The sequence below is a fragment of the Stenotrophomonas sp. YJH_SMC_69 genome (assembly GCF_059370495.1).
This window is the reverse complement of sequence record NZ_JCAFTS010000006.1, coordinates 278,550-303,840: the sequence shown is the minus strand read 5'-3', so window position 1 is coordinate 303,840 and position 25,291 is coordinate 278,550. Positions and strand designations below refer to the sequence as shown.

The 25,291-nt window shown below is 69.0% G+C and carries 16 protein-coding genes and 1 pseudogene; 5 read left to right on the top strand and 12 right to left on the bottom strand.

Annotated elements, in window-relative coordinates; all coding sequences use genetic code 11:
- Both AC5P8F_RS13185 and AC5P8F_RS13180 read left to right on the top strand, forming a co-directional pair.
- On the top strand, window positions 1–92 hold a 92-nt coding region (locus tag AC5P8F_RS13185), incomplete at its 5' end, for a 16S rRNA (uracil(1498)-N(3))-methyltransferase (protein ID WP_495202346.1).
- A gap of 157 nt (window positions 93–249) precedes the next feature.
- Window positions 250–363: pseudogene (locus tag AC5P8F_RS13180) on the top strand (16S rRNA (uracil(1498)-N(3))-methyltransferase); the annotation flags it as partial.
- Between the two features lie 99 nt (window positions 364–462).
- Here the strand turns inward: AC5P8F_RS13180 and AC5P8F_RS13175 are convergent.
- The 7 genes from AC5P8F_RS13175 to pilG all read right to left on the bottom strand — a co-directional run bounded on the left by AC5P8F_RS13175 (window position 463) and on the right by pilG (window position 12,470).
- Window positions 463–927 carry a chemotaxis protein CheW gene (locus AC5P8F_RS13175; RefSeq protein WP_014648089.1) on the bottom strand — a complete coding sequence of 155 codons (465 nt, stop codon included), beginning with the start codon at window positions 925–927 and terminating at the stop codon, window positions 463–465.
- A complete protein-coding gene (locus AC5P8F_RS13170; RefSeq protein ID WP_049441322.1) occupies window positions 924–2,261 on the bottom strand; it encodes a chemotaxis protein CheB in 1,338 nt (445 codons plus the stop codon). The genes AC5P8F_RS13175 and AC5P8F_RS13170 overlap by 4 nt, the downstream gene beginning before the upstream one ends.
- A complete protein-coding gene (locus AC5P8F_RS13165) occupies window positions 2,248–8,979 on the bottom strand; it encodes an Hpt domain-containing protein (RefSeq protein ID WP_329768676.1) in 6,732 nt (2,243 codons plus the stop codon). The genes AC5P8F_RS13170 and AC5P8F_RS13165 overlap by 14 nt, the downstream gene beginning before the upstream one ends.
- A gap of 100 nt (window positions 8,980–9,079) precedes the next feature.
- Window positions 9,080–11,116, bottom strand: coding sequence for a methyl-accepting chemotaxis protein (locus tag AC5P8F_RS13160; protein WP_495228311.1), 2,037 nt, complete (start codon window positions 11,114–11,116; stop codon window positions 9,080–9,082).
- Between the two features lie 41 nt (window positions 11,117–11,157).
- Window positions 11,158–11,688 carry a chemotaxis protein CheW gene (locus AC5P8F_RS13155; protein WP_014648092.1) on the bottom strand — a complete coding sequence of 177 codons (531 nt, stop codon included), beginning with the start codon at window positions 11,686–11,688 and terminating at the stop codon, window positions 11,158–11,160.
- Window positions 11,688–12,050, bottom strand: coding sequence for a response regulator (locus AC5P8F_RS13150; RefSeq protein WP_005410717.1), 363 nt, complete (start codon window positions 12,048–12,050; stop codon window positions 11,688–11,690). The genes AC5P8F_RS13155 and AC5P8F_RS13150 overlap by 1 nt, the downstream gene beginning before the upstream one ends.
- Window positions 12,051–12,068: 18 nt before the next feature.
- Window positions 12,069–12,470 carry a twitching motility response regulator PilG gene (gene pilG, locus AC5P8F_RS13145; protein WP_005418455.1) on the bottom strand — a complete coding sequence of 134 codons (402 nt, stop codon included), beginning with the start codon at window positions 12,468–12,470 and terminating at the stop codon, window positions 12,069–12,071.
- Window positions 12,471–12,710: 240 nt separating this feature from the next.
- On the opposite strand from pilG, the gene gshB reads away from it, so the two are divergent.
- Both gshB and AC5P8F_RS13135 read left to right on the top strand, forming a co-directional pair.
- A complete protein-coding gene (gene gshB, locus AC5P8F_RS13140; protein WP_014648094.1) occupies window positions 12,711–13,658 on the top strand; it encodes a glutathione synthase in 948 nt (315 codons plus the stop codon).
- Window positions 13,658–14,542 (top strand): energy transducer TonB family protein, encoded by an 885-nt coding sequence (locus tag AC5P8F_RS13135; RefSeq protein WP_014648095.1) that lies wholly within the window; start codon window positions 13,658–13,660, stop codon window positions 14,540–14,542. The genes gshB and AC5P8F_RS13135 overlap by 1 nt, the downstream gene beginning before the upstream one ends.
- 653 nt (window positions 14,543–15,195) lie before the next feature.
- Here AC5P8F_RS13135 and tsaB read toward each other — a convergent pair.
- The 4 genes from tsaB to mrcB form a co-directional block, all read right to left on the bottom strand.
- Window positions 15,196–15,909 carry a tRNA (adenosine(37)-N6)-threonylcarbamoyltransferase complex dimerization subunit type 1 TsaB gene (gene tsaB, locus AC5P8F_RS13130; protein WP_197606863.1) on the bottom strand — a complete coding sequence of 238 codons (714 nt, stop codon included), beginning with the start codon at window positions 15,907–15,909 and terminating at the stop codon, window positions 15,196–15,198.
- Window positions 15,910–15,918: 9 nt separating this feature from the next.
- Window positions 15,919–17,967, bottom strand: coding sequence for a DNA repair helicase YoaA (gene yoaA, locus AC5P8F_RS13125; protein WP_111206956.1), 2,049 nt, complete (start codon window positions 17,965–17,967; stop codon window positions 15,919–15,921).
- 593 nt (window positions 17,968–18,560) lie between these two features.
- Window positions 18,561–19,097: a hypothetical protein gene (locus tag AC5P8F_RS13120; protein ID WP_014648099.1), complete on the bottom strand. Its 537-nt coding sequence runs from the start codon at window positions 19,095–19,097 to the stop codon at window positions 18,561–18,563.
- A complete protein-coding gene (mrcB, locus tag AC5P8F_RS13115; protein ID WP_032958979.1) occupies window positions 19,094–21,532 on the bottom strand; it encodes a penicillin-binding protein 1B in 2,439 nt (812 codons plus the stop codon). The genes AC5P8F_RS13120 and mrcB overlap by 4 nt, the downstream gene beginning before the upstream one ends.
- Before the next feature lie 96 nt (window positions 21,533–21,628).
- Between mrcB and AC5P8F_RS13110 the strand changes: the two genes are divergently transcribed.
- Entirely contained in the window at window positions 21,629–23,728 is a 2,100-nt protein-coding gene (locus tag AC5P8F_RS13110) for a glycosyltransferase (protein ID WP_111206102.1), read from the top strand.
- Here AC5P8F_RS13110 and AC5P8F_RS13105 read toward each other — a convergent pair.
- Window positions 23,725–25,290 carry a hypothetical protein gene (locus AC5P8F_RS13105; protein WP_075075734.1) on the bottom strand — a complete coding sequence of 522 codons (1,566 nt, stop codon included), beginning with the start codon at window positions 25,288–25,290 and terminating at the stop codon, window positions 23,725–23,727. The genes AC5P8F_RS13110 and AC5P8F_RS13105 overlap by 4 nt on opposite strands.
- Window position 25,291: the final 1 nt, after the last annotated feature.

Below are 25,291 nucleotides of genomic sequence, written 5' to 3'. Positions count from 1 at the left end.
GGCTGCAACTGGGGCCGCGGATCCTGCGCACGGAAACGGCCGGACTGGCCGCGATCGCGGCGTTGCAGGCGCGCTTGGGCGATCTGGGGTAAGGCTGATTCGTGGTAGTGCCGGCCGCTGGCCGGCATCCACGGGATCATGAGGTTGCCGGCCAGCGGCCGGCACTACCAGCTACCCGACCGGCGGATTGCCGATCAGGCCGCCAGCGAATGTCGACGCTGGAAGCCGCTCCCGCTGGCGGCATCGTGATTGCAAGCGGCAGGATTTCAGGGGCTGCAACTGGGGCTGCGGATCCTGCGCACGGAAACGGCCGGGCTGGCCGCGATCGCGGCGTTGCAGGCGCGGTTGGGCGATCTGGGGTAAGGCTTCGTGGTAGTGCCGGCCGCTGGCCGGCATCCACGGGATCATGGGGTTGCCGGCCAGCGGCCGGCACTACCGGCTACCCGACCGGCGGATTGCCGATCAGGCCGCCAGCGAATCCAGCGCCGCTTCCAGTGCATCCAGGTTCGGCAGCAGCGCGCTCTGCTCACCCAGCAGCACGCGCATGTGCACGATCTGCGGCAGGGTTTCTTCGGAGGCGTCGGCCAGCAGGCCGTCGCGCGGCACCGAGATCAGCTGCGGGAAGTTCTGCGTCAGCAGCGCGTAGTACGGGCGCTGCGCGTTGCCGCTGAGGGACTTCAGTACTACCACCTTGTTGTGGCCGGCCACCGTCTCTTCGCCCAGCCCGGAAAGGCGTGCGAACGACACCAGCGGCACCTGCCAGCCGTGCCAGCCGATCTCGCCAACCAGCCAGCGCGGTGCATCGGAGACCGGCTGCACCGGTACGCGCGACATCATTTCGGCCACGGTGGCATTGGGCAGCAGTACGCGCTCGTTGCCGGCCTGGATCAGGACGCCGCGGATTTCGTCGTTGCTGGCGTAGCTCATGGTGCCTCTCCGTTGTCGTCCTGCTCACCCCAGCGCGCGGCAATTGCCTGCGCCAGCTCCTGCGGTTCACCGGCCACCATGCCGGCAGCAACCACGGCGGTGGCCGCAGCCGGGTCGTAGCAGCCCTCGCCTACCTGCCCGGCCACCCACGCACCGGCGGCCGCCAGGTCCAGCGCCGGGCCGACATGGGCCAGGTCGGCACCGCTGAGCAGCACCAGCGCAGTGTGTGCGGCCGGCAATGCAGCGAGCGAAATACCGGTGGCATCGCTCTGGAAATGCAGGCCATCGCTGGCCGCGCGCACGCCGATATCATCAGCCAGCACGTGGACCTCGCCCGGCGCGGCGCGCTGGCCGGCCTCGGCCAGCTGCACCGGCAACGGCGAAACACGCGACATCTGCTTGACCAGGTTGCCGTAGCGGCCACCGTCCAGGCGCATGTGCACCAGGACCGGCACGCTCAACGACGCGGGCAGTGCGCCGAGCAGGCGACGCAACGCATCCGGGCCACCGATGCCGGCCAGCACCAGCACTGATGCGGCGCGCGCACCGGCCGGGGCGGCGGCATCCAGATCGACCAGGGTCAAATGATCGGTATCGAAGGAGGGCTGCGGCGCAGCGGCCGGCGCCGCCACTTCTGCCGGTGCCGGCGCTTCGATCGATTCCTCGACCAGCGACCAGGCGGTGTGATCGAAGGAGATCGGCGGTGCCGCAGGCGCCGCCGGTTCGGCCGGCGCTTGCGGCGGCGAAGGCGGATCCCGTGGTTCGGGCACGTCCGGCTGCAGTGCCGCCAGGGCCTGCTCCAGCGCGATCGGTTCGTGCAGGTGTGCCGGCGGCGAATACAGACCGTCGGCCGGAACGTCATCGGCCCAGCTCAGCGCCTGCGCCAGATGCGGCTGCAGGGCTTCTTCCTGCGGTGCCGGCGCGGGCGCCGGATGGCCGGGCTCCAGCTGCAGGCTGGGCTCTTCCTCGGCACCCGGCGGCAACACCTGCTGGTGGCCGTGCAGCTTGGCGGCCAGATGGCGCCCCCAACGCTGCGCCTCCCAGCCGTCGCGGCGCGCGGCCAGCTCGGCCTCATCGAACACCAGGGTCAGCCCCGGTGCCGAGAGCGCGGCGTCCAGCCGTTCCAGTGCGTCCTCGATGGCCGCTTCCAGCGCGATCACCACGAACTGCGGATCCGCAGCCTGCAGGACCTGTGGCTCCAAGCCGTTCGGGTCATCTTCCAGAACCAGCTGCACATCTGCATGCGACAGCGCCTCGCGCAGGCGTTCGCGCGCCGCACCGGGGCGGGCCAGCAGGGCGACGGCCGGGGCCGGATGGGTTTCACTCACGGACACGGGCGATCCCCAGCAGGTCGTACACGTTACGCATCAGGTCCAGTTCCTGGTACGGCTTGCCCAGATAACGCTGGACACCGATCTCGAAGGCGCGCTGGCGGTGCTTGTCGCCGCTGCGCGAGGTGATCATCACGATCGGCACATCCTTGTAGCGCGGGTCGGCGCGCATCGCCGTGGCCAGCTCGTAGCCGTCCATGCGCGGCATCTCGATATCCAGCAGCATCAGGTCTGGCACGCGCTCTTCCAGCCGCTCCAGTGCTTCCACGCCATCGCGGGCGACGCTGACTTCGAAGTTGTGCCGTTCGAGGATCCGTCCGGTCACTTTGCGCATGGTCAGCGAGTCATCGACCACCATCACCAGCGGCACCTGGCGTTCGTCGCGCGGTGCATTGGCCAGCACCGGTGCGGTCGGATTGGCGAGGAAACGGCGCACTAGCGGCGCGACGTCCAGGATCACCACCACGCGACCATCGCCGGTGATGGTGGCACCGTAGATGCCCGGTACCGATGCGATCTGCAGGCCGACCGGCTTGACCACGATTTCGCGGTTGCCCAGCACCTGGTCGATCGCCACGGCAGCGCGCAGGTCACCGGCACGCACCAGCAGCAGCGGCACCTGGTCCTGGCCATCGGCGCGTGCCGGGGCCTGCCCGACCAGGCTGCCGAGGTCATACAGCGGATAGTCTTCGCCGCTGTAGCGGTAGCTGCTGTCGGCGGCCTCGAAGCGTTCGCGTGACAGGCGGCCGATACCACTGACCGAGGCCACCGGCACGGCGAAGGTGGTTTCACCGATCTGCACGAACACCGCCTGGGTGACGGCCAGCGTCTGCGGCAGGCGCAAGGTGAAGCGCACGCCCTGGCCACGCACTGACTGGATGTCGACCGAGCCGCCGAGCTGGCGCACTTCGTTGCGCACCACGTCCATGCCCACGCCACGACCCGCCAGCTGGCTGACCTGGTCGGCGGTGGAGAAACCGGAGGCGAAGATCAGGTTGTCCAGTTCCTGCTCGCTGGGCTGCGCATCGGCGGCCAACAGGCCACGATCGATGGCGCGGCGGCGGATCGCTTCGCGGTCCAGGCCAGCACCGTCATCGGCCACTTCCAGCACGATTTCCGAGCCTTCACGGTGCAGGCGGATGGCGACTTCGCCCTCCTCCGGCTTGCCGGCGGCGCGACGCTGTTCCGGCGCCTCCAGGCCGTGGGCCACGGAGTTGCGCAGCATGTGTTCGAGCGGCGCGACCATGCGATCGAGGACATTGCGGTCCAGTTCGCCGTGGGTGCCCTCCAGGGTCAGGTGCACCTGCTTGCCGGTATCCATTCCGGACTGGCGGACCACGCGGCGCAGGCGCGGCACCAGGCCATCGAACGGCACCATGCGCGCGCGCATCAGGCCATCCTGCAGCTCGGAGCTGACGCGCGACTGCTGTTGCAGCAACGAATCGTACTGGCGTGACAGATCGTCGAGCACGCCCTGCAGGCCCCCGAGATCGGCCGCCGACTCGTTCAGTGCACGGCTGAGCTGCTGCAGCGTGGAGAAGCGGTCCAGTTCCAGCGGATCGAACTTCTGATCGGCCTGGTCCTGCTCACGCTGGTAGCGGGCGACGATCTGCGCCTCGGTTTCCAGGTCGAGTCGGCGCAGCTGGTCGCGCAGTCGCGCATTGGTGCGCTCCAGCTCGCCCATCGCGCCGCGGAAGGCACCAAGCTGCTGTTCCAGGCGCGAGCGGTAGATCGCCACTTCACCGGCATGGTTGACCAGGCGGTCGAGCAGATCCGCGCGCACGCGCACCTGTTCCTGCTGCGGGCGCGCCAGCGGATCTTCATCGATCACGCCTTCGGCCGGCAGCGGTGCCGACAACGGCGCATCGAGCAGTGCCGGCGCAGGGCCGGCGACCGCTGCCGACGCGGTTTCTGCAACGCTCGCCACGTCCGCTGCGCCTGCGGCAGCCGCTGCTGCTGCGGCAATATCGGTGGTGGTACGCACTTCGAACGCATCGACCAGATCCTGCGCCGGTTCCACCACGCGGTGGTTACCGGTGCGGGTCAGCAGCTGGTGCAGGCGATCGAATCCGCGCTCCAGCAACTGCACATCGCGGCGTTCGATCTCGGTGCGACCGGCGGCGACCGCCTCCAGCAACGATTCGATGCTGTGGCCGAGATCACCGATGGCGTTGATGCCGGCCATGCGTGCGCCACCCTTCAGGGTGTGCAGGTCACGCTGCAGGCCGGCCAGCACCTCGCGGTCCTGCGGTGCATCACGCAGCTCGCTGATCAGGCCATCGCAGTGGTCGAGCAGGTCCTTGCCTTCCTCGACGAAGATGTCGACCAGCTCGCGATCGTAGACGCTGAAGTCGAGCGTATCGGTGCTGTCTTCCGGCACCGGCATGGCAAGGATGTCAGGTGTCACGGTTTCAGGCACGTCGGCTTCGGGCGCGCTGGCTGCCACGGCATCCGACACCGCAACCGCGTCGACGCCGGCAGCTTCGGCGTGGACCTCCGCCTGGCCCGGCGCGTCTTCCAGTTCGAAGAAGCGTACCGGTTCGGCGGTGGCCTGCGCTGCGGCCTCCGCGATCTCCTCATTCACCGTCGCCGGGGACGGCTGATCGGCGCTCTCTCCTTCACCGATCGCCGCCTCCCCGCCGACGTCCGCATCCTCGGCAAAGGCTTCCGCCTCGCCCGGCGCGAGTTCGCTGGCCTGCAGGCCGAGCACGGGCCATTGCCCGTCGTCGGCCAGGGGCTGCTCTTCGTCGATCACGTGCAGGCCGGCCTCGAGCGCGGCTTCCAGCGAGACCGGTTCTGCAAACCCCGGCGCAGCCATTTCATCCTGCAGGCTCGACAGCTCGCTGTCGAGTGGCAGTGCAGCAGGCATTTCGAACGCCGTGGCATCAGCGACGTGCGCGCGATCGGCCGAGGGCGCATTCAGGTCAGATGCGACGGCTTCGACAGCGGCCGGAGTCTCTTCGGCGTCGCGGTCGTCAACCGGCAGCGCACTGGCATCCAGGTACGGCGACAGATCATCCACGACGGTCAAACCGGCATCGTCGGACAACCGCAGCACGCCTTCGGCCTCCGCCTCGACACCGGCTACGGCAACGGCTGGAACGTCGTCGGCCACCTGGATCGATTCGACCACCGGCAGCGACGCATCCTCCTCACCCGGTACGGACGGCCATCCGGCATCGAAGTAGCGCGAAAGATCATCGCTGGCCGTCAGCTCACCGACCTCCAGCCCGGCCTCGATCGCCACGTCGGCGACCGGGGCTTCGACAGTATCGGCACGTGCTTCCGCGTCCTGCTCCGGTGCGGCAAACGAATGCGGCACCGCATCAAATTCAGGCGCGACGGCTGTCGATGCATCCGCGTCCAGTTCCACCGGCGGTTCGTCATCCAGCGCCAGATCGTCTTCTTCGTCTTCCAGGCCCACCATCGGCCAGCGCGCTTCCGGCAACGCGCCAGCCAGCGCCTGCAGGCGCTGCGCGAGTACCTGTTGCGGCGCGATGCGCGGCTGTTCGGCCTGCAACGCTTCCATGGTGGCGGTGATCGCCTGCGCAGTCGCATCCAGGGCGGCTACGCCTTCATCACCCGGGACCACCTCGGCGGCCAGTGCGCGCTTGATGTAGGACTCCGCGCCGCCGGTCACCGCCGTGATCTCGGGCACTTCGGTCATCGCGAAGGCGCCGTTCATGGTGTGCACCGCGCGCAGCAGTGCATCGCTGACCGGTTGCGGCGCCTGCTGCGCCGAACGCAGCCAGTCCTGCAGGGTGGCCTGGTGGACTTCCACCTCGGCCTCGAGAATCTCGCGCAGCACGCTGTCGATGTTGGCCGGCGTACCGGCCACTTCGGCCTCCACGTCGGTATCGGCCGGCGCCGAGGCGGCAGCCTCCACATCGAGAATGCGGCTGATCTCGTCTTCGCCGTCAGCTTCAGCAACCGGTACAACCGGCGCAGCCGCACCCGGCAGCGGTACGTAGTAGGTTTCCTCGCCTGCGCCGACACGATCGGCAATGGCCTGCATGGCCTGCAGGTCGACGCTGATGCGCTGGCCGTGGCGCAGCGCTGCGTTCAGTTGTGGCAGCGCCGCATGTGCGTTGTCGACCATCGCCAGCACCGCCGGCGAGGCGGCGCGGCTGCCATCCAGCACGCGGTTGAGCATGCCTTCGATCTTCCACGCGAACTCGCCCAGCGTACGTGCGCCAACCAGGCGGCCACTGCCCTTGAGGGTATGGAAGATGCGGCGGATCGGGCGCAGCCGGTCCATGTTGTCCGGCTGCATGCGCCACGCCGGCAGCAGCGTGCCCAGATTGGCGAGCTCGTCGTCGAACTCTTCCAGGAACACCTCGCGGATGTCCTCGTCGATGTTCTCGGCGTCGTCGTCGAAGCCGGCGTCGAAGCCCGTAGTCGCGTCGGCATTGGCGTCGGCGCCGGTCGCAACGACTGCCTCCGGTGCCGTCGCGGTGGGCATCGCCTGCGGATTGAAGCCGGCAGCAGCTGCACTCAGCTCGGCGAAGAACTGGGCATCGGCTTCGCTGAAATCGATCGGCGCGATGGTGTCGATATCGATCACCGACACGGCCGGCGCCGACGTTTCCGCTGCCGGGGCGGGCGCTTCGATCGACGGCGGCGTGATCGACGATGCCGGCAGGTCATCCGGAGCCTCGTCCACCCTGACCTCCGCCGCAGGCGATGCATCGGCCAGCGGCGGCGCCACGGCATCGACGATCTCCAGCGACGGATGCAACCCGGCGTCATCGTCCAGCGACAACGTTTCCATCGCGTGCAGCGACAGCACATCGTCAGCGTTGTCCAATGCATCGGCGTCGAAGCGGAACACCACGTCGTCGGCCTCGGCAACCGCGCCCCGTTCGGCCGCTACCGGATCGAACACCGGCGCAGCATCGAATCCGGTCACGGGCGAAACCACGCTGTCCGTCGTCTCGTCGATCGCAGGCGCTGCGCTTTCCTCGAGCACCTGCGGCGCCTCGGACAGCGACCACTGCGGTGCATCGGCGTGATCGCTGTCGGCCAGTTCGAAGCTGACGGGATCGAAACTGGCGAACGTCGGCGCGCGTTCGTCGCCGGCGGGCGCGGCCGCCTCGGCTTCGGGGTAGAACGGCGCCAGCTCCCACTGCGGGACATCAGGCGCAGGTGCGCTGGACGCGGCGAAGACCAGCGATGCCTCGGCATCATCCTGTGTTGGCAGCGGCGAGGCGCCAGCATCCAACGGGCTGGCGGCCACGACGCCCGCGGTGCCCAGCGCGCCGAACATCAGGCTGTTGTCGGGCACCCTCGGTGCCGGTGTGGCCGGCGGCGGATCGAAGGTGAAGTCCGGCAGCGATACCGGCACGTCGCCGGCCGCGGGCGCAGCAGGCTGCACCGGTACCTCGATGCGCTCGGGCTGCAGCGGCTCGACCTGCACCGGCAGCGGCTCACGTTCGATCGCAAGCGCTGCCGGCGCTTCCGGTGCGGCGGCGTTGCGTTCGGGCAGCGGCCAGTAGCGCAGTGCCTCGAGGCTGCTGCGGGTGATTTCGAGGATGTCTTCGCGGCCCGGGCGACGATCGCGCAGGGCTTCCAGGTAGTACTCCAGGCTGGCCATGGCATCGGCCAGGGTGTCCAGCTGGCGGCCGCTGGGCACGCGCTGGCGGCCGATCAGCTCGGCCTCGATGTACTGCTGCACGCCACGCAGGTAATCGGCGGCGGTACCCAGGTCGAGCATGCGCAGCGCGCCGGACACATCGCCCAGCAGGCGCGGTACATCCTGCAGCTCGGCATGGTTCCAGCTGGTTTCGATGAAGGCGACGAAATGCTCGCGGGCGGCAGCGAAGTTGGCGATGGCTTCATGGGCCAGCACTTCCACCGTGCGCCGGTTCTCCACCGCGCTCGGATCGTCCTCGCCACTGCCGCCGGCGCCCAGATGGGCAACCTGGTCGTCCAGCGAGGCATCGACGTACAGCAGCGCACCGGCGATATCCAGCAGCAGGTTCTCGTCGATCTGCTGGCGCCCCTCGACCACGCCACGCAGCGCGTCGCGCTGCTGCACGACCACGCCACGGGCCACGCCCAGGCCCATCATGCCCAGCGTGTCGGCCACGGCGCCCAGTTCGTTGGCCTGGGTCTGCAGCTGTTCCGGTGCACCGCCGGTGCGCAGGTGCAGGTCAAGCGCATCCTTGATGCGCAGCAGTTCTTCCTTCACTGCGCTGCCGACGGTATCGAGCAGCTCGCGGTTGCGCCCGCTCAGGCTGCCCCGGGCATGGTCCAGTTCGGCCTCGGTGGCGGTGATGCTGTCCGGCGCAAAGGCCAGCAGCACGCTGTCGTTGACGCCTTCTTCGCCACGCGACGCGCGGATCTCGTTGAGCAGCGGCATCAGCACGATCGGAATGTCGCGATGGCCGTTCTGCAGGCGCTCCAGATAGTCCGGCAGCAGCACGCTGCCACGCATCAGGGTCGCACAGGCTTCATCCCGGTCGGCCACCTGGCCGGCGCCGATGGCATTGGCCAGCTGCTCCAGCTCTTCGGCCACCATCGCCGGGGCATACAGTTCAACCATGCGCAGGGTGCCCTGCACCTGGTGCAGGTAGCCGGCGCAGATGCGCATGCGGCTGGCATCGCTCGGGTCTTCCGCGTAGTACTCGACCTCGTTGCGCACCTGGCGCAGGGTCTCGTCCAGCTCGGGCTTGACCCAGCCCAGCGCTGCGTGGCTCATCGCATCGCGCAGACTGCTCATGGACGCGCTCCGTTCGCCGCCGCGCGGTGGCCGCGCGGATTCTGGCGTGGGGAATGGAAATGCTTCATCGACTGGTTCCTTGCTCGCCGCCCTGCCCGCGTCACGCCGGCAGCTTGAAGTCGGCGACCGAACGGCGCAGGTCCGCCGCCAGCTGCGCGAGGTGGCCGATCGACTCTGCGGTCTGCCCGGCACCCTGCGAGGTCTGGCCGGTGATCTGCCGGATCACGCCCATGGTGCGGGTGATGTCCGAGGCCGCGGCCGACTGCTGCTGGGCGGCGATGGAGATGTTCTTGATGAGGGTATTGAGGGCGTTGGACACGCGCTCGATCTCGGTCAGCGCGGTACCGGCGTCCTCGGCCAGGCGCGCACCGGACACCACTTCGGACGTGGTCTGCTCCATCGAGGTGACCGCTTCGTTGGTATCGGCCTGAATGGCCTGGACCAGGTTTTCGATGCGTCGGGTCGCACCCGAGGTACGTTCTGCCAGGCGCTGCACTTCGTCGGCCACGACCGCGAAACCGCGGCCCGCTTCGCCCGCCGACGCCGCCTGCACCGCCGCGTTCAGCGCCAGGATGTTGGTCTGCTCGGAAATGTCATTGATCAGTTCCACGATCGAGCCGATTTCCTGCGACGACTCGCCCAGGCGCTTGATGCGCTTGGAGGTTTCCTGGATCTGGTCGCGGATCTGGTCCATGCCCTGGATGGTCTCGCGCACCACGCCGGCGCCTTCGGCGGCGATCACCACCGAGCGCTGTGCCACGTCGGCCGACTCGGCCGAGTTGCGCGACACCTGCTCGATGCTCGCTGCGATTTCACCGATGCGGTCCGAGGCGGAGGTGATCTGGTTGGCCTGGTGGCCCGCCGCCTCTGCCAGCTGCATCGCGGTGGCCTGGGTTTCCTGGGTGGACATCGCGACCTTGGCCGAGGTGTCGTTGATGGTGGTCACCAGGTGGCGCAGCTCGTCCACCGCATAGTTGATCGCGTCGGCGATCGCGCCGGTCATGTCCTCGGTCACCGAGGCCTTCACCGTCAGGTCACCCTCACCGAGCGAGGAGATTTCGTCCAGCAGCCGCATGATCGCCTGCTGGTTGCGGCTGTTGAATTCCACCTGGGTCTGGTAACGCAGTTCCTGCTCGCGCGAGCGGCTGCGCACGTTGGTGGAGACGAAGCCGATGATCGCGATCAGCGACAGCGCGCCGGACACCACGCCGATCCAGAAGTTGGGGAACAGGCGGGTGTCGGACACCGAGCCGAACGAGGAGAACGCATCGAACAGCTTGCGGCTGTCGTCCAGCATGTGGGCCGAGCCCTGGCCCAGCGCGGTCGCCGCCGACTGCGCCGCGAACAGCTGGCGCGAGCTGGCCAGGATCGCATCGGCGTCCTGCTTCATCGCTTCCCACTTCTGCTGCGACTGCTCCAGTGCGGCCACGGCGGCAGCACCGCGCACGGCGGTGATGCCCAGTTCCTCGTTGCCGTTGCGCAGGCCGTCGAGCACCTGCGAGAACACGGTGATGTCACGCGCCAGCGCATCCCCGGAGGTCGCTGCGGCGCTGCCACCGGCACGCATTTCGGTCACCCGACGGGCCATCGAACCGGCCACCACGACCTGCTGCAGTGCGCTGTACACCTGCGACGAGGGGGCGCTGGAGGCGGACATCGCGCGCACCAGCTCGTTCAGCTGGGCCTGCAGGCCCGGTACCGCGCCGGTGAAGTTGTTGGCATTGCCGGCCAGCGCCAGCACCGCCGGCTCGCTGGCCACCAGCTGCCCGGCCTGCTTGCCCAGCGGCGCCCAGGTTTCGCCCAGGGTGGCGATGGCGCCGGACACGCCCGGCTCCTTGCCATAGCGGCCCTGCAGCGTCGACACGTTCTGTTCGATCGCGTTGCGGGTGGCCTTGAAGGCGGTGAAGGCCTGGGCGTTGCCGCCGACCGCGTCACGTCCCTGGTTGGCCAGCTGCTGCGACAGCACCTGCAGGTCGGCGGCCTTGGAGCCGGCGTCGGCAAGGCGGCTGCCCTGCCAGGTGGCGACGCCGGTGTTGACGCCGAACAGGATCATCGATGCCAGCAGCAGGAACAGCCAGAGGTTGCTGCCGCCCAGCCGCAGCTTGCCGGTCTTGGTGGCGTCCGAAGCAGTACTCATCGTTCAACCTCGATCTTCAATGCAGGGGGCGATGCCCGGCCTCAGGCCGCGGCTTGCCGGAATTCAGGGGTGCGCGACAGCAGCGAGAGCGAGAACACGCCCCAGTCATGGCCGTCGGCATGGAAGGCACGGTCAACGAAATGGCCGTAGCGGCCTTCGGCCAACGTGCCCGCGTCGATCTGCTGGTCCAGCTCGAAGCTGCGCTGGCCGAACAGTTCATCGATGGTCAGTGCGACGTCGCCGCCAGCCTGGCGCATGATCAGCACGCGCTGGCCTTCCTGCTGCACGGTGCGCGTGCCTTCCAGGAAGTACTTCAGGTCGACCACCGGAAACAGGTTGCCACGCAGGTTGCCCACGCCCAGCAGCCAGGGCTGCGCGCAGGGCACCGGGGTCACCGGCGGCATCGGCACGATTTCCACCACTTCGCGGAAATCGGACACCAGCCGGCGCTGGCCGACGCGGTAACCGACGCCACGCCACAGGTCCTGGGCGAACTGCCGCCCGGGCAGCTGCACTGCATGGGCCAGGCTGCGTCGTTCGTAGGCTTCAAGGATGTCGAAGGGCGAGCGCATCAGGCCACCAGTTCGTTGATCCGCGCGATCAGTTCATCCTCGCGCGGCGGCTTGACGATGTAATCGGCTGCGCCCTGGCGCAGGCCCCAGGCCTTGTCGGTTTCCATCGCCTTGGTGCTGACGATGATCACCGGGATGTGCTTGATCGCCGCATCGCGGGCCATCGCCCGGGTGGCCTGGAACCCGCTCATGCCGGGCAGGACCACGTCCATCAGCACCAGCTGCGGCACCTGGTCGCGGACCAGCTGCAGGCCATCCTCGGCGTTGTCCGCTTCCAGCACCTCGTGGCCGGCACGGCGCAGCCACTGGGTGAACACCGCGCGGTCGGTCGGTGAATCCTCGATCAGGACGATACGAGCCATTGTGCCTTTCCCCCCTGGTCAGGCGTTGACGTATGTGCGGATGGCACCCAGCAGTTCTTCGCGCGTGAAAGGCTTGGTCAGGTATTGCTCCGAGCCGACGATGCGCCCCCGCGCCTTGTCGAACAGACCATCCTTGGACGACAGCATGATCACCGGGGTCGCCTTGAACAGCTGGTTGCCCTTGATCAGCGCACAGGTCTGGTAGCCATCCAGGCGCGGCATCATGATGTCGACGAAGATGATCTGCGGCTGCTGGTCTGCGATCTTGGCAAGCGCTTCGAAGCCGTCGGTGGCGGTGACCACCTCGCAGCCTTCGCGCTTGAGCAGCGTTTCCGCAGTCCTGCGGATGGTCTTCGAATCATCGATGACCATCACCCGGAGTCCTGCGAGTTCCCCGCCCGCAGTCGTGTTTTCAGTCATTGCCTATCCCCAAGCGCACGGCCCAATCTCTGGCGGGAGCCGCTGCGAAAGCGTATCTATATCGCACTTCCCGCGCCCGCTTCAAGGCCGGCCTGCCGCGCAGGGGGTAGCACCGGGCTGAACGTGACCGGGTTCGCAATGACTGCGCTGCCGGCAGGCGGACGCTGCGTTGCACTACGGCGGGGAGGCACACGGCCGGCGTTGCCGCTACCATCAACGCCTTGCCTGACAGGTGCGCCCATGCCGTTGAACGTCATCGTGGTGATGGACCCCATCGCCCACATCAAGATCGCCAAGGACACCACCTTCGCCATGTTGCTGGAAGCCCAGCGCCGTGGCCATGCCCTGCACTACGTGCGGCCCGGCGGGCTGGCCCTGGAAGGTGGCGTGGCGGTGGCCCAGACCGCACCGCTGCAGGTGCGCGACGACCCGGCCGGCTGGTATGAGCTGGGCGCGTTCAGCCGTACCGAGTTCGGTCGCGGCCAGATCGTGCTGATGCGCAAGGACCCGCCCGTCGACGCCGAGTACATCTACGACACGCAGGTGCTGGACGTGGCTGCCGCTGCCGGCGCCTGCGTGGTCAACAACCCGCAGGGCCTGCGCGACTACAACGAGAAGCTGGCCGCCCTGCTGTTCCCGCAGTGCTGCCCGCCGACCCTGGTCAGCCGCGATGCCAAGGCATTGAAGGCCTTCGCGCTGGAGCACGGCCAGGCCGTGCTGAAGCCGCTGGATGGGATGGGCGGCCGCTCGATCTTCCGCAGCGGCCAGGGCGATCCGAACCTGAACGTGATCCTGGAAACCCTGACCGACGGCGGCCGCAAGCTGGCGCTGGCCCAGAAGTTCATTCCCGACATCACGGCCGGCGACAAGCGCATCCTGCTGGTCGACGGCGAACCGGTCGACTACTGCCTGGCGCGCATTCCCCAGGGTGACGAGTTCCGCGGCAACCTGGCGGCTGGCGGCCGTGGCGAAGGGCGCCCGCTGAGCGAGCGTGACCGCTGGATCGCCGGCCAGGTTGGCCCGGAGATGAAGCGCCGTGGCATGCGCTTCGTCGGCCTGGACGTGATCGGCGATTACCTGACCGAGGTCAACGTGACCAGCCCGACCTGCGTGCGCGAGCTCGACGCGCAGTACGGCCTGAACATCGCCGGCACCCTGTTCGACGCGCTCGAGGCCGGCCTGCGCTGATGGCGGCCGCACCTGCCGTCCTGCCCCCGCCGGCGCGCGAAGCGCAACGGCTGGGCGCGACCATCGCGCTGTCGATCGTGGTCCACGCCCTGCTGATCCTGGGCGTGGGTTTTGCGGTGAAAGGCGACGCACCACTGGTGCCGACGCTGGAGGTGATCTTCAGCCAGACCCGCACCGCACTGACCCCGAAGCAGGCCGATTTCCTTGCCGCCGCCAGCCAGGAAGGTGGCGGCGAGCACGACCGTGCGCAGCGCCCGCGCGACAACCAGGCCGGCATCGTTCCGCAGGCCCAGGCGGGGCTGAGCCCGGTGCCGCAACAGCAGCAATCGGCCGCGCCGGCGCCCCCGCCGCAGGCGCGGGTGGTCAGCAGCCGCAACGGCGAAGAGGCAGTGGCCCAGGCGCAGGCGCGCCCGACACCGGAGCAGCCGGAACCGGATGCACCGCTGACGGCACGCGAGCAGCGTGATGCCGAGATGGCACGGCTGGCGGCCGAGGTGCATCTGCGCTCGGCGCAGTACGCCAAGCGCCCGAACCGCAAGTTCGTGTCGGCCAGCACGCGCGAATATGCCTACGCCAATTACCTGCGCGCCTGGGTCGACCGCGCCGAGCGCGTCGGCAACCTGAATTACCCGGACGAGGCCCGGCAGCGCCGGCTCGGCGGCCAGGTGGTGATCAGCGTGGGCGTGCGCCGCGATGGCAGCGTGGAAAGCAGCCGGATCCTGCGTTCAAGCGGGACGCCGTTGCTGGATGAGGCGGCGCTGCGGGTGGTGCAGCTTGCGCAGCCATTCCCGCCGCTGCCGAAGACCGAGGACGAGATCGACATCCTGCAGGTCACCCGCACCTGGGTGTTCCTGCCGGGTGGCACCCTGCACGACGACCGGTAGGGGTTTGTTGCCCGGGCCTGCGGCCCGGGACCCGCTGGAAGGCTGGAGCAACGGCAACAGCAACAGCGGCGGTTGGGATATTGGGTTTGGCGGGGCGGTATGGGCTTGCAGGAAACGCCGTAAACCCGTCCCTGGGGGCTCGATGGCGCCTTGCTCGTGTGCGCTGTCCTGCGCACGCGGCAAGACCGGGGTTGAGCGTCCTGCCCAACCCGCCCGAGGCGTGCCTCGGGCCCATGGCGCCAACGGTGCTGCAAGCCCATACCGCCCCGCCTCTGACAGATCCCGACGCATCATTGCTGTTGGTAGGTGTCGACCTTGGTCGACACACATCCACGCTACGCGTGGATGCGAGCGAAGCGATCCGCTGTTGACTTTGATTTTCTTTTGATTTTCCGTGGCGGACGCACACGGAAACTGTCAGAGGTCGGGCGGGGTGGGTTCGCGGGGGTGTCCGCGGCATGGATGCCGCGGCCAAGCCCCCATGGGTGAGGGCGCTTTGCTTGCGAAGCACTGCTTCGCAAGCGCCCGAACGCACAGCCGCCAGCGGCTGGGCCGGACCGCGGAGCGGGGTTTACGGCGTCCCCCGCGAACCCACCCCGCCCGGCCAAGCGCGGCTTTGGTTTATGCGATCAACCAACCCCGCCACGAGGGGCTCAGCCGTTGGCCTTCGCCTTCGCCTCGCGCGCGGCCTGCTGCTCGACCAGGGTCAGTGCCACGTTGTCGCGCAGGTAGGCCGGCTCGACCTTCTCCGGTGCAATGGCTTCGCCGCGCGCGAACGCCGGCACCGCCAGTGCGAGCACGTCCGACGCACGCGGCAATGCCGTGGCGTCGAATCCGCGCAGGCCAGTACCGAGCTGCGCGACCAGCGCACCCTCGGCTGCGGCGAACCCGGTACCGACACCGTAGGCCGACAGCCCTTCCGGCAGCGCCACCGCTGCCGGCGCGCAGACGCGCTCGGCATCGCGCGCAACCGGCAGGCCGTCCACGCGCTCGACGCGGGCGACGTAGAGTTCGCCCATCCGCGCATCGATCGCCGACAGGATCTGCGTTTCTTCCGCCGGTGCGCGCAGCGCCAACACCTGCAGCGTCGAGACCGGCAGCAGCGGGCGGTCCAGTGCCAGTGCGATGCCCTGGGCAATGGCAATCGCCAGGCGCACGCCCGTGAACGCACCCGGACCGCGACTGAGGGCGATGCCATCAAGCTGGCGACGGCTGATGCCGGCGTCGGCCAGCAGCGCCTCGGCCCACGGCAGGCTCAACTCGGCGTGCCGGCGCGGGGCGATCTCGAAGCGTTCCAGGACCTGCCCATCGACATGCAGGGCAACGGAACAGGCTTCGGTGGCGGTTTCAAAGGCAAGCAGTTTCATTGGATCAGGTCAGAACAAGGGGAACGTGGCACCGGGAGCAGGCTCCGGGCCCGCCGCAACGGCGGCCGGGGCAGCCGCATCATCGGCCACGGGCAGCCATTGTGGCCTAAAGAAGGCCTGCACATCGGCCAGGCTGCGGGTGCGCCGGAACGGCGGCAGCGACTCAAGAAAGACCCGGCCATAGCCACGGTTGAGCAGGCGCGGATCGCACAGGACCAGCACGCCCCGGTCGCTTTCGCTGCGGATCAGGCGGCCAACGCCCTGCTTCAGGGCGATCACCGCCTGCGGCAGCTGCTCGTCGCGGAACGGGTTGCCCCCCTGGCTGCGGATCGCCTCCAGCCGCGCCTCGTATACCGGGTCATCCGGTGCCGCGAACGGCAGCTTGTCGATCATCACCACGCTCAGCGCTTCGCCGACCACGTCCACGCCCTCGCGGAAACTGGCCGAGCCCAGCAGCACGCCATTGCCCGATTCGCGGAAACGCTGCAGCAGCGCCGCGCGTGGCGCCTCGCCCTGCACGAACAACGGCCACGGCCCGTCGCGCAGTGCCTCGGCGGCCTCGCGCAATGCACGGTGCGAGGCGAACAACAGGAACGCCCTGCCCTGCGAGGCCTGCAACACCGGCCGCAAGGTCTGGATCAGCGCGGTGCCAAACCCGCGCGCCGCCGGATCGGGCAGGCCTTCGGGCAGGTAGCACAACGCCTGCTCGGGCCAGTTGAACGGGCTCGGCTGGACCAGCGTGTGCGGATCGTCCAGGCCCAGGCGCGTGGCGATGTGGTCGAAGCCACCGCCCACGGTCAGCGTGGCCGAGGTGAAGATCCATGCCGCGCGGCTGCGCTCGCGATGCTCGCGCAGCGGGCCGGACACATCCATCGGCGTGCGCTGGCAGCGGAAACCACGCGGGGTGAGCTCATACCAGAGCACATCGGCGGCACGGGGGGTCTCCGCCGGATCGGTATCGAAATCGAGGGTGGGCTCATCATCGCCCAGCCAGCGCTGCAGCCGCGACACCGCCTCGCGTGCCCGCGCATGACAGGCATCCAGACCCGCCGCCGCCTCGCGCAGCGGTTGCAGTGCCTGCTCCAGCGTCACCAGGCCGGCCATCACCGTATCGAATCCATCGCGCACCTGTGGCATCGCCAGCGCACGCCACTGCGTACCCCGTGGCGGCAGCCCCTCCATCGCCGAGCGCAGCGCCAGCAACGCCTGCTGCAACTGGTCGACCGGTTCCTGCAGGGCCGACTGCGCGCCGCCTACGCCGCGCGCCTCGGCCAGGCAGTCGCGGCCGAGTTCCTGCCACGGGCGCATGCCGAAGCCTTCGCCGAAAAACTGCGCGGCCAACTCGGGCAGCTGATGCGCCTCGTCGATGACAAAGGCCTGCGCCCCCGGCAGCAACTCACCGAAGCCGTCCTGTTTCAGTGCCAGGTCGGCCAGCAGCAGGTGGTGGTTGACCACCACCACGTCGGCAGCCTGCGCACGTTGGCGCGCGCGCACCACGAAGCAGTCTTCCCAGAACGGGCAATCGGTACCCAGGCAGTTGTCGACCGTGGAAGTGACCATCGGCAGAAGCGGCGAGTCATCGGCCAGGCCTTCCAGTTCGGCGATGTCACCGAACTCCGAACGGCCGGACCAGGCCAGGATGCGCTGGAACTGCGCAGCCTGCTCCGGGCTGGAAAAACGCGGTTCGCCCCGCGCCTGCTGCAGGCGGTAGCGGCACAGGTAATTCGCGCGTCCCTTCAGCAGCGCGCTGCGCAGGCCAACGCCCAGTGCCTGGCGCACGCGCGGCAGATCGCGGTGGTAGAGCTGGTCCTGCAACGCGCGGGTACCGGTGGAGATGATGGTGCGCAGCCCGGACAGCAGCACCGGCACCAGATAGGCGAAGGTCTTGCCGGTGCCTGTACCGGCCTCGGCCAGCAGCAGGTCGCGCTGCTGCAGCGCTTCGGCGATGGCGTCGGTCAGGTGCAGCTGTGCCGGACGCGGGACAAAGGCATCCAGATGCGAGGCGAGCGCGCCGCCTTCGCTGAGGGCTTCGCGGCTGGCATGGACAAGGTCGGACATCAGAGGGAGAGGATACCCGGCCGGGCGCTGCCCGGCACCCGTTTCAAGCCAGGGCAACAGCAACAGCGGTGTTCATGGCTCTGGATTTTTACGTACTGGGCAGGCCGGGAGGGGCAGGCAGGACACGCCGTAAACCCATCCATGGGGGCTCGATGGCGCCATCCATGGCGCCAACGGTCCTGCCTGCCCCTCCCGCCCCACCCTCGACAGTTTCCCAGTGACGGATGCACGCGCGGCGTCGCGTCGAGCTTGCTCGACTGCCCTTTCAGAAGCGGTGGGTGGAACGGAAACAAGAAGGGGTCGGATCCGTTTTCCTGCGGAAAACGGATCCGACCCCACAACGAGTGCGCGCAGCGCGCGACCCGCTTTTGATTTTCTTTTTCTTTTCCGTGGCTGGACGCACACGGAAACTGTCAGAGGTTGGGCGGGGTGGGTTCGCGGGGGTGTCCGCGGCATGGATGCCGCGGCCAAGCCCCCAGGGACGGGTTCACGGCGTCCCCCGCGAACCCACCCCGCCCGGCCAAGCGCGGCTTTTGCTTCTGGCTTCAGCGACCAACCCACAGCCACGAGGGGCTGTGCCGTTGGCTGAAAACTCAGTACCGCTTGATCCCCGGCACCGTGCAGCCCTCAATCTGCGCATGCGCCGACACCGCATTCTCCTTCTCGCCCCGCGCCAGGCGCGACTGCTCGATCGTCGCCCAATGCCGGCGGCACAGCGGCCCGGTCTTCGAGCCCAGATCCACCGCCTTGCGCGCGAACGTCTCCGCCTGCGCCCACTGGCCCTGCAGCAGCGCCAGTTCGGCACGTTCCTGCAGCACTGCCGGGTCACCCGCCACGATCTCCAGCGCGTGGTCCAGGCTGCTGGCCGCGCCGGCCAGGTCGTTCGCCTGGCGTTGTGCCAGTGCAGTCACCCGCAGATCTTCCACCTGCGAATCACGCAGCGGCTGTACCGACAATTCCTTGTCGTCCGGACCCGCTGCAGCATCCACCGCAGCCAGGCGCTGCGCCGGCGTGGTGGTATCGACCGGCTTGACCACCGGTGGTGCGCTGCTCACGCAGGCGGCCAGGGCCAGGCTGAGGCCGGTCAGGGCCAGGGGCTGCAGCAGGGATCGCATGTTCATCGGCATCATCGGCTCGGGGGAGGAGTGGCGGCGGCAGGTGCCGCGGCAGGTTCGGCAGGCGCTTCCGGCTTGCGGTCCAGGCCGAACCAGCTGCGCCAGCCACCGCCCTCGCCGTCGGCCTCGCCCTGCCCCTCCGGCGACGCGGCCGGCGCGCACGGCGCATAGGCAGGCGCATAGCCCACCACGAACGGGAAACGACGCGCGCCGGGGCAGCCTTCATCGGTGCTGTTGAGGCCGGTGGGGGCCACCGACTGCCAGTCCAGGCCCTTGTTGCTGACCCGCAGCGGCGCGCTCGGCAGGCGCTGGAAGATGCCCGACCAGACCCGCATCGCGCCGGTGGCGCCATACAGGCCGGCCTGCGCGTTCTGGTCGTTGCCGATCCAGATCACTGCCAGGTGATCACCGGTGTAGCCGGCATACCAGCTGTCACGGCCATCGTTGGTGGTGCCGGTCTTGCCGGCGGGCTGCAGGCGGCCGAGGCCATCGGCATTGAGCCGCTGCGCGGTACCGCTGGCGACCACCTGCTGCAGGCCGACACTGATCAGGTTGGCGGCAATCGAGTCGCCTTCCTGCGCCGGTGCCGGGGTCTTGTCGTACCGCTTGAGCAGCTTGCCCTGCGGATCGAGCACGCCACGCACCGCGTGCAGCGGCTGGATCTCGCCGCCGGACGCCAGGAACTGGTACAGCTGCGCCATCGCGTACGGGCTCTGGTCGGTCGAGCCGAGGATCACCGCCGGGTTGGCGTCAGCCTTGATGCCGGCCAGGACATGGATCAGCTGGGTCACGCGCTCCGGGCCGACCTGCATGCCCACGCGCACCGTGGCCTGGTTGTAGGAATGCGCCAGTGCGTCGATCAGGCGCACCGTGCCGTGGCTGCGGTTGTCCGCGTTGCCGGGACTCCAGTTGCGGCCGCGGCCGAGCTGCACCGTCACCGGCGAATCATCCACCCAGCTGGCCAGCGAGTAACGGTCCGGCTGCGCCAGGGCCAGCAGGTAGACGAACGGCTTGAGCAGCGAACCGACCGGACGCTGCGCCTCGATCGCGCGGTTGAAGCCGACCTCGGACACCTCGCGGCTACCGATCACCGCCAGCACGTCGCCGTTGTGCACGTCGGTCAGCACCATGCCGGCCTGCAGCTCGGGGCGGCGCTTGCTTTCCAGCGACTTGATGGTGCGGGTCACCGCGCCTTCGGCATAGGCCTGCGCGGACGGCGACATGCCGGTCATCACGCTCAGGCCCGCGCCCTGCAGCGCCGATTCCGGATAGTCATGGCCGAGCTGGCGGCGGACCAGGTCAACGTAGGCCGGGAAGCGGTTGGCTGCCACCAGGCCCGGCGTCTTGGGCACGCCCAGCGGTGCCTTCAGCGCGCGCTGGTACTCGGCATCGTCGATCAGCGTGGCCTCATGCAGCTTGCCCAGCACGAAGTTGCGGCGATCCAGCGCGCGCTCCGGGTTGCGCCGCGGGTCGTAGAAGGACGGCCCCTTGACCAGGCCGATCAGCAGTGCGATCTGCTCGGTCTCCAGCGACTGCAGGTCACGGCCGAACCAGAACTCGGCGCCGGAGGACATGCCATGGATCGCCTGGCTGCCGCGCTGGCCCAGGTACACCTGGTTGAGATAGGCCTCGAAGATGGTGCGCTTGTCATAACGCGCTTCCATGATCAGTGCGTACAGCACCTCATTGAACTTGCGGGTGACCGTCTGCTCCTTGCCGATGCCGAGCAGGCCGCTGCGGGCCAGCTGCTGGGTCAGCGTCGAAGCGCCCTGGCGGCTCTGGCCACCGGAACGGATCGTCACCCACACCGCGCGCGCGATGCCGGACAGGTCGATGCCGTGGTGGCGGTTGAAGTCCTTGTCCTCCACCGCCTGCAGGCCAGTCACCAGCAGGTCCGGCGCCTCGTCCATGCGGATCAGGCGGCGCTCTTCCTGCTTCTGGCCGTACAGGGTGGCGATGCGCGCCGGATCCAGCCGCGCGGCCTTCAGCGCCTTGCGGTTGTCGGCGTCGCGCAGCGAGGCCACGCCGCCATCGGCCAGCGACAGCTCCACCCGGCGCGGGGCCACCCGGCCGTCAACGTCGTTGAAGCCGCGGCTGGAGATGACGAAGCGCCCGCCGTTCACCGCATAGGTGGCCGGCTCCTTGCCCTGCCCGTCATCGCGGTAGGCAGAGGCGGCCAGCTCGGTCTTCAGCGTAGACGCATCCATCGCCTTGCCGGGGGTGAGCACCAGCGGGCGCGCGTACACGCGCGTCGGGATCTGCCAGCGCAGTTCACCGAAACGCTGGGTCACCTGTTGGTTCAGGTACAGCGTATAGGGAATGAGGAAACCCAATCCCAACGCGACCGCAGCCATGCTCCAGGTGATCAGCCGGCGCCGCCACAGCGGACCGTTGTCCTGCTGGTCGTCGTCGGAATCGTCGATGTCGTCGGAATCGTAGCGTCGGGGCACGGGAATGCGAGAATGTAGGGTCTGGCGAGTCTACCCCAGCCGCTGCGGCTGGCGAATTCTCCCGGGTTCCCCTGCTTAAGCTGGAGTTGCAACCGGATGGCGATGTCCCTGGCCGAGATCCGATACCTGATCAACCGCCTGTCGGGCCTGGCCCGCCGGAGCCTGGCAAGCCTGCGCACCCGTGGCTGGCGGGCCACCTGGCAACGCATCCGCGTGCATGCCCAGCGCGCCGTCCCCGCCCCGCGCACGCCACTGTTCCTGCCGCCAGCGCAGGATTTCGCCCCCTTCACGGTGCCGTTCAGCGAGTCGCCGGAGGTGAGCATCGTCATCCCGGTCTACAACCACGTCGCCCACACCGTGGCCTGCCTGCGCGCCCTGGCGGCGCACCCGCCGGCCGCCGCGTGCGAGATCCTGGTAGTGGATGACGGCAGCAGCGATGCCACCGTGCAGTGGATGCCGCAGGTGGCCGGGCTGCGCTATGAAGTGCGTGCGCACAACGGCGGCTTCATTGAAGCCTGCAATGACGGTGTATCGCGCGCACGCGGCCGCTACGTGGTACTGCTGAACAACGATACGGTGCCGCAGCCGGGCTGGCTCGACGCCCTGCTGGACACCTTCGGCAGCGTGCCCGACGCCGGCCTGGTCGGCAGCCAGCTGCTGTACCCGGATGGCCGCCTGCAGGAGTCGGGCGGGGTGATCTTCGCCGATGGCAGTGGCTGGAGCTACGGCCGCTTCGAGGCCGCCGATGATCCGCGCTTTGCCAGCCTGCGCGACGTCGACTACTGCTCGGGCGCGGCGCTGATGCTGCCACGCGCCCTCTGGCAGCAGCTGGACGGCTTCGACACCCGCTACAAGCCGGCCTACTACGAGGACACCGACCTGGCCTTCCGCGTGCGTGCACACGGCCTGCGCGTGCTGGTGCAGCCGGCCAGCCGGGTGATCCACGACGAAGGCACCAGCAACGGTACCGACACCGGCAGCGGGGTGAAGGCCTACCAGGTACGCAACCAGGCCATCTTCGCCGCCCGCTGGGCCACCGAACTGGGCCGTCATCCGGCGGTCGGCGAAGTGCCGTCTCCGGCGCTGCTGCTGCGCGGCCGGCGCCAGGTGCTGATCCTGGACGAGGAAGTACCGCAGCCGGATCGCGATTCCGGGTCACTGCGCCAGGTCAATCTGATCCGCCTGCTGCTGCAGGGCGGCGCCCACGTTGTGTTCGTACCGACCCGGCGCGAGCACGCCGGTGCGGCCACCGAAGCGCTGCAACGGATGGGCGTGGAAGTCTGGTACGCGCCCTTCCTGGACGGCGTAGCCGGCTGGCTGCGCAGCCACGGATCGCGTTTCGACGTGGCAATGCTGGTGCGTCACCACGTCGCCCACGAATGCCTGCCGCTGCTCAGGCGCTATGCACCGCAGGCACGGACCGTGTTCGACACCGTTGACCTGCACTACCTGCGCGAACGCCGCGGTGCCGAAGTCGCCGGCGACGCAACCCTGCTGCGTGCAGCGGAACGTACCCGCAGCAGCGAACTGGCCGTGATGGAGCAGTGCGACATCACCGTGCTGGTCAGTGCGGCCGAACGGGAGCAGCTGCAGTCCGATGCGCCGCAGGTGCGGGTGGAGCTGATCTCCAACCTGCATGAGGTCGCCGGCGCCGGCGCTGTATTCGAGCAGCGGCGCGACCTGGTGTTTGTCGGTGGCTTCCGTCATCCGCCGAACCTGGACGGCATGGAATGGTTCATCGGCGAGGTCTTTGCCCGCATCCGCGCCCGGTTGCCGGAAGTGCGCCTGCACTGCATCGGCGCCGCGGCGCCGGAGTCGCTGCTGGCACTGGCCGCACGCCAGCCCGGTGTGCAGATGCACGGGTTCGTCGAAGACATCACGCCCTACATGGACGGCGCGCGCATCGCCATTGCGCCGCTGCGGTTCGGCGCCGGCGTGAAGGGCAAGATCAACCTGAGCATGGCCCACGGCCAGCCGGTGGTCGGTACCACCTGCGCCGTGGAAGGCATGCACCTGCATCCCGGCCAGGACGTGCTGGTGGCCGATGACGCTGTCGGTTTCGCCGATGCGGTGATCCGCCTGTACCAGGATCCACAGCTGTGGCAGCAGTTGTCCGATGCCGGCCTGGCCAACGTCGCCCAGCATTTCTCACTTGATGCCGCCCGCGCGACCGTGCAGCGGGTGTTCTTCGCCTAGTCCGCCCGTCCACCGGCGCGACGCAGGCGGTCTTCGAACGCCGGCAGTTCGGCCAGGTCCGGTTGCAGCAACCGCGCCTGTTCGGCAGCGTGCGCGGCAAAGGCCAGGTCGCCATTGCCGAGCCGTTCGCTGCCGATCGCCAGCCAGCGCTGGGCCAACCGCAGCCGCGCCGAGGGCAGGCCCGCTGCGGTCGGTGACAGCGTCTGCCAGGCCTGCAGGCAGGCACCCGCCGCCTGTACCCGGTTCTGCCGCAGATTGTCGTCGAAGCAGCGGCGACTGGCGGGCAGCAGGCGTGCTGCGGCAGCCTTGACCCGCGTGTCGCGGGGGGCCAGTGACTGGGCTTCGCGCAGTGCGTCGAACGCGCTGTGCCCCGGTGGGCTGATCCACTGCCCTGCACGTTCGGCACGCTCGATCTTGCGCAGGTGGTCGCGCAGCTGGCGTTCGCGCTGCGCCGTACTGATCGCGGGCTGCTGCAGGGCCTGTTGCGCCTGGCGCGCACGCTGCAGGCGCTGTGCCAGTTGCTGCCGGATTGCCTGCGAAGCGCCCAGCTCCGCCGCCAGGGCTGCATCGCGTTGCGCCGCATCGAACTGGAAGTCGTCGGCGGATGTCTGGCTGCGCACGACCACCGCCTGCAGCGCCTGCTCACGCCCCCGCTGGGCATTGGGATCATCGGCCGCCACCGCAAGCACTGCCAGGAAACCCTGGGCCGCGGCGTCCAGCTGCTGTCGTTGCAGTGCCCGCTGCGCCTGCTGCAGGCGCTGGTCCACCGCGCGCGCCAGGGCTTCCTCGCTGGCCGGCAGATCGGCATGACCGGCATCGAACTGGCGGGCACGACGCAGGATCGCGGCCGCCTCGGCCAGCTCTCCGCGCCCTGCCAGCGTGCGCGCCTGCAGCAGCAGGTCGCTCAGCGCATCTTCGCGCCCTTCCAGCGCCGGCAGGTTGTCCGGCTGCAGGGCAAGGATGCGCTGGAACAAGGGCAACGCACTGCTGTCGCCATCATCCAGGCGTCCGGCCGCGAACGCGTTGCGCGCCTGGGCCAACAACGCACCAATACCGGCTCCGGCACTGCGTCGCGCCTGCAGCTGGCGGGCGACCGCATCGGCTTCGCCCTGCGGCACCTGCAGCTCACGGGCCAGTGCCAGTGCCTGCGCGCTGCCGTCCAGGTCACCGGCGTGCAGGCGATCGCGCGCCTGTTGCAGCGCTGCCGCGCCGGTATTGGCCAGGCCCTGGCGCGCCTGCGGGCGATCACCGTCCAGCGCCAGCACCGCCTGGTAGCGCTCGCGCGCACCACTGCCATCGGCATCGCTCAAACGGCCGGCGGCCAGCGCACGATCCCCCTCGGCCAGCAGCTGTTCGATCTGCGGCTCATCCCAGAACCAGTCGGCCAGCGGCTTGCGCAGCAGGACCAGCAGCACGAACACGGCCAGCGCCGCAAGCAGCGCCCAGCGCCAGACCCGGCGCGCATGGCGTGCCTGCAGCCACCACCAGCGACCCTCGCGACGGACGCGGTCCAGCGCAGGATGTTCAGCGCCATGCGGGCGATGCGGGGGCTCGCGTTCCATG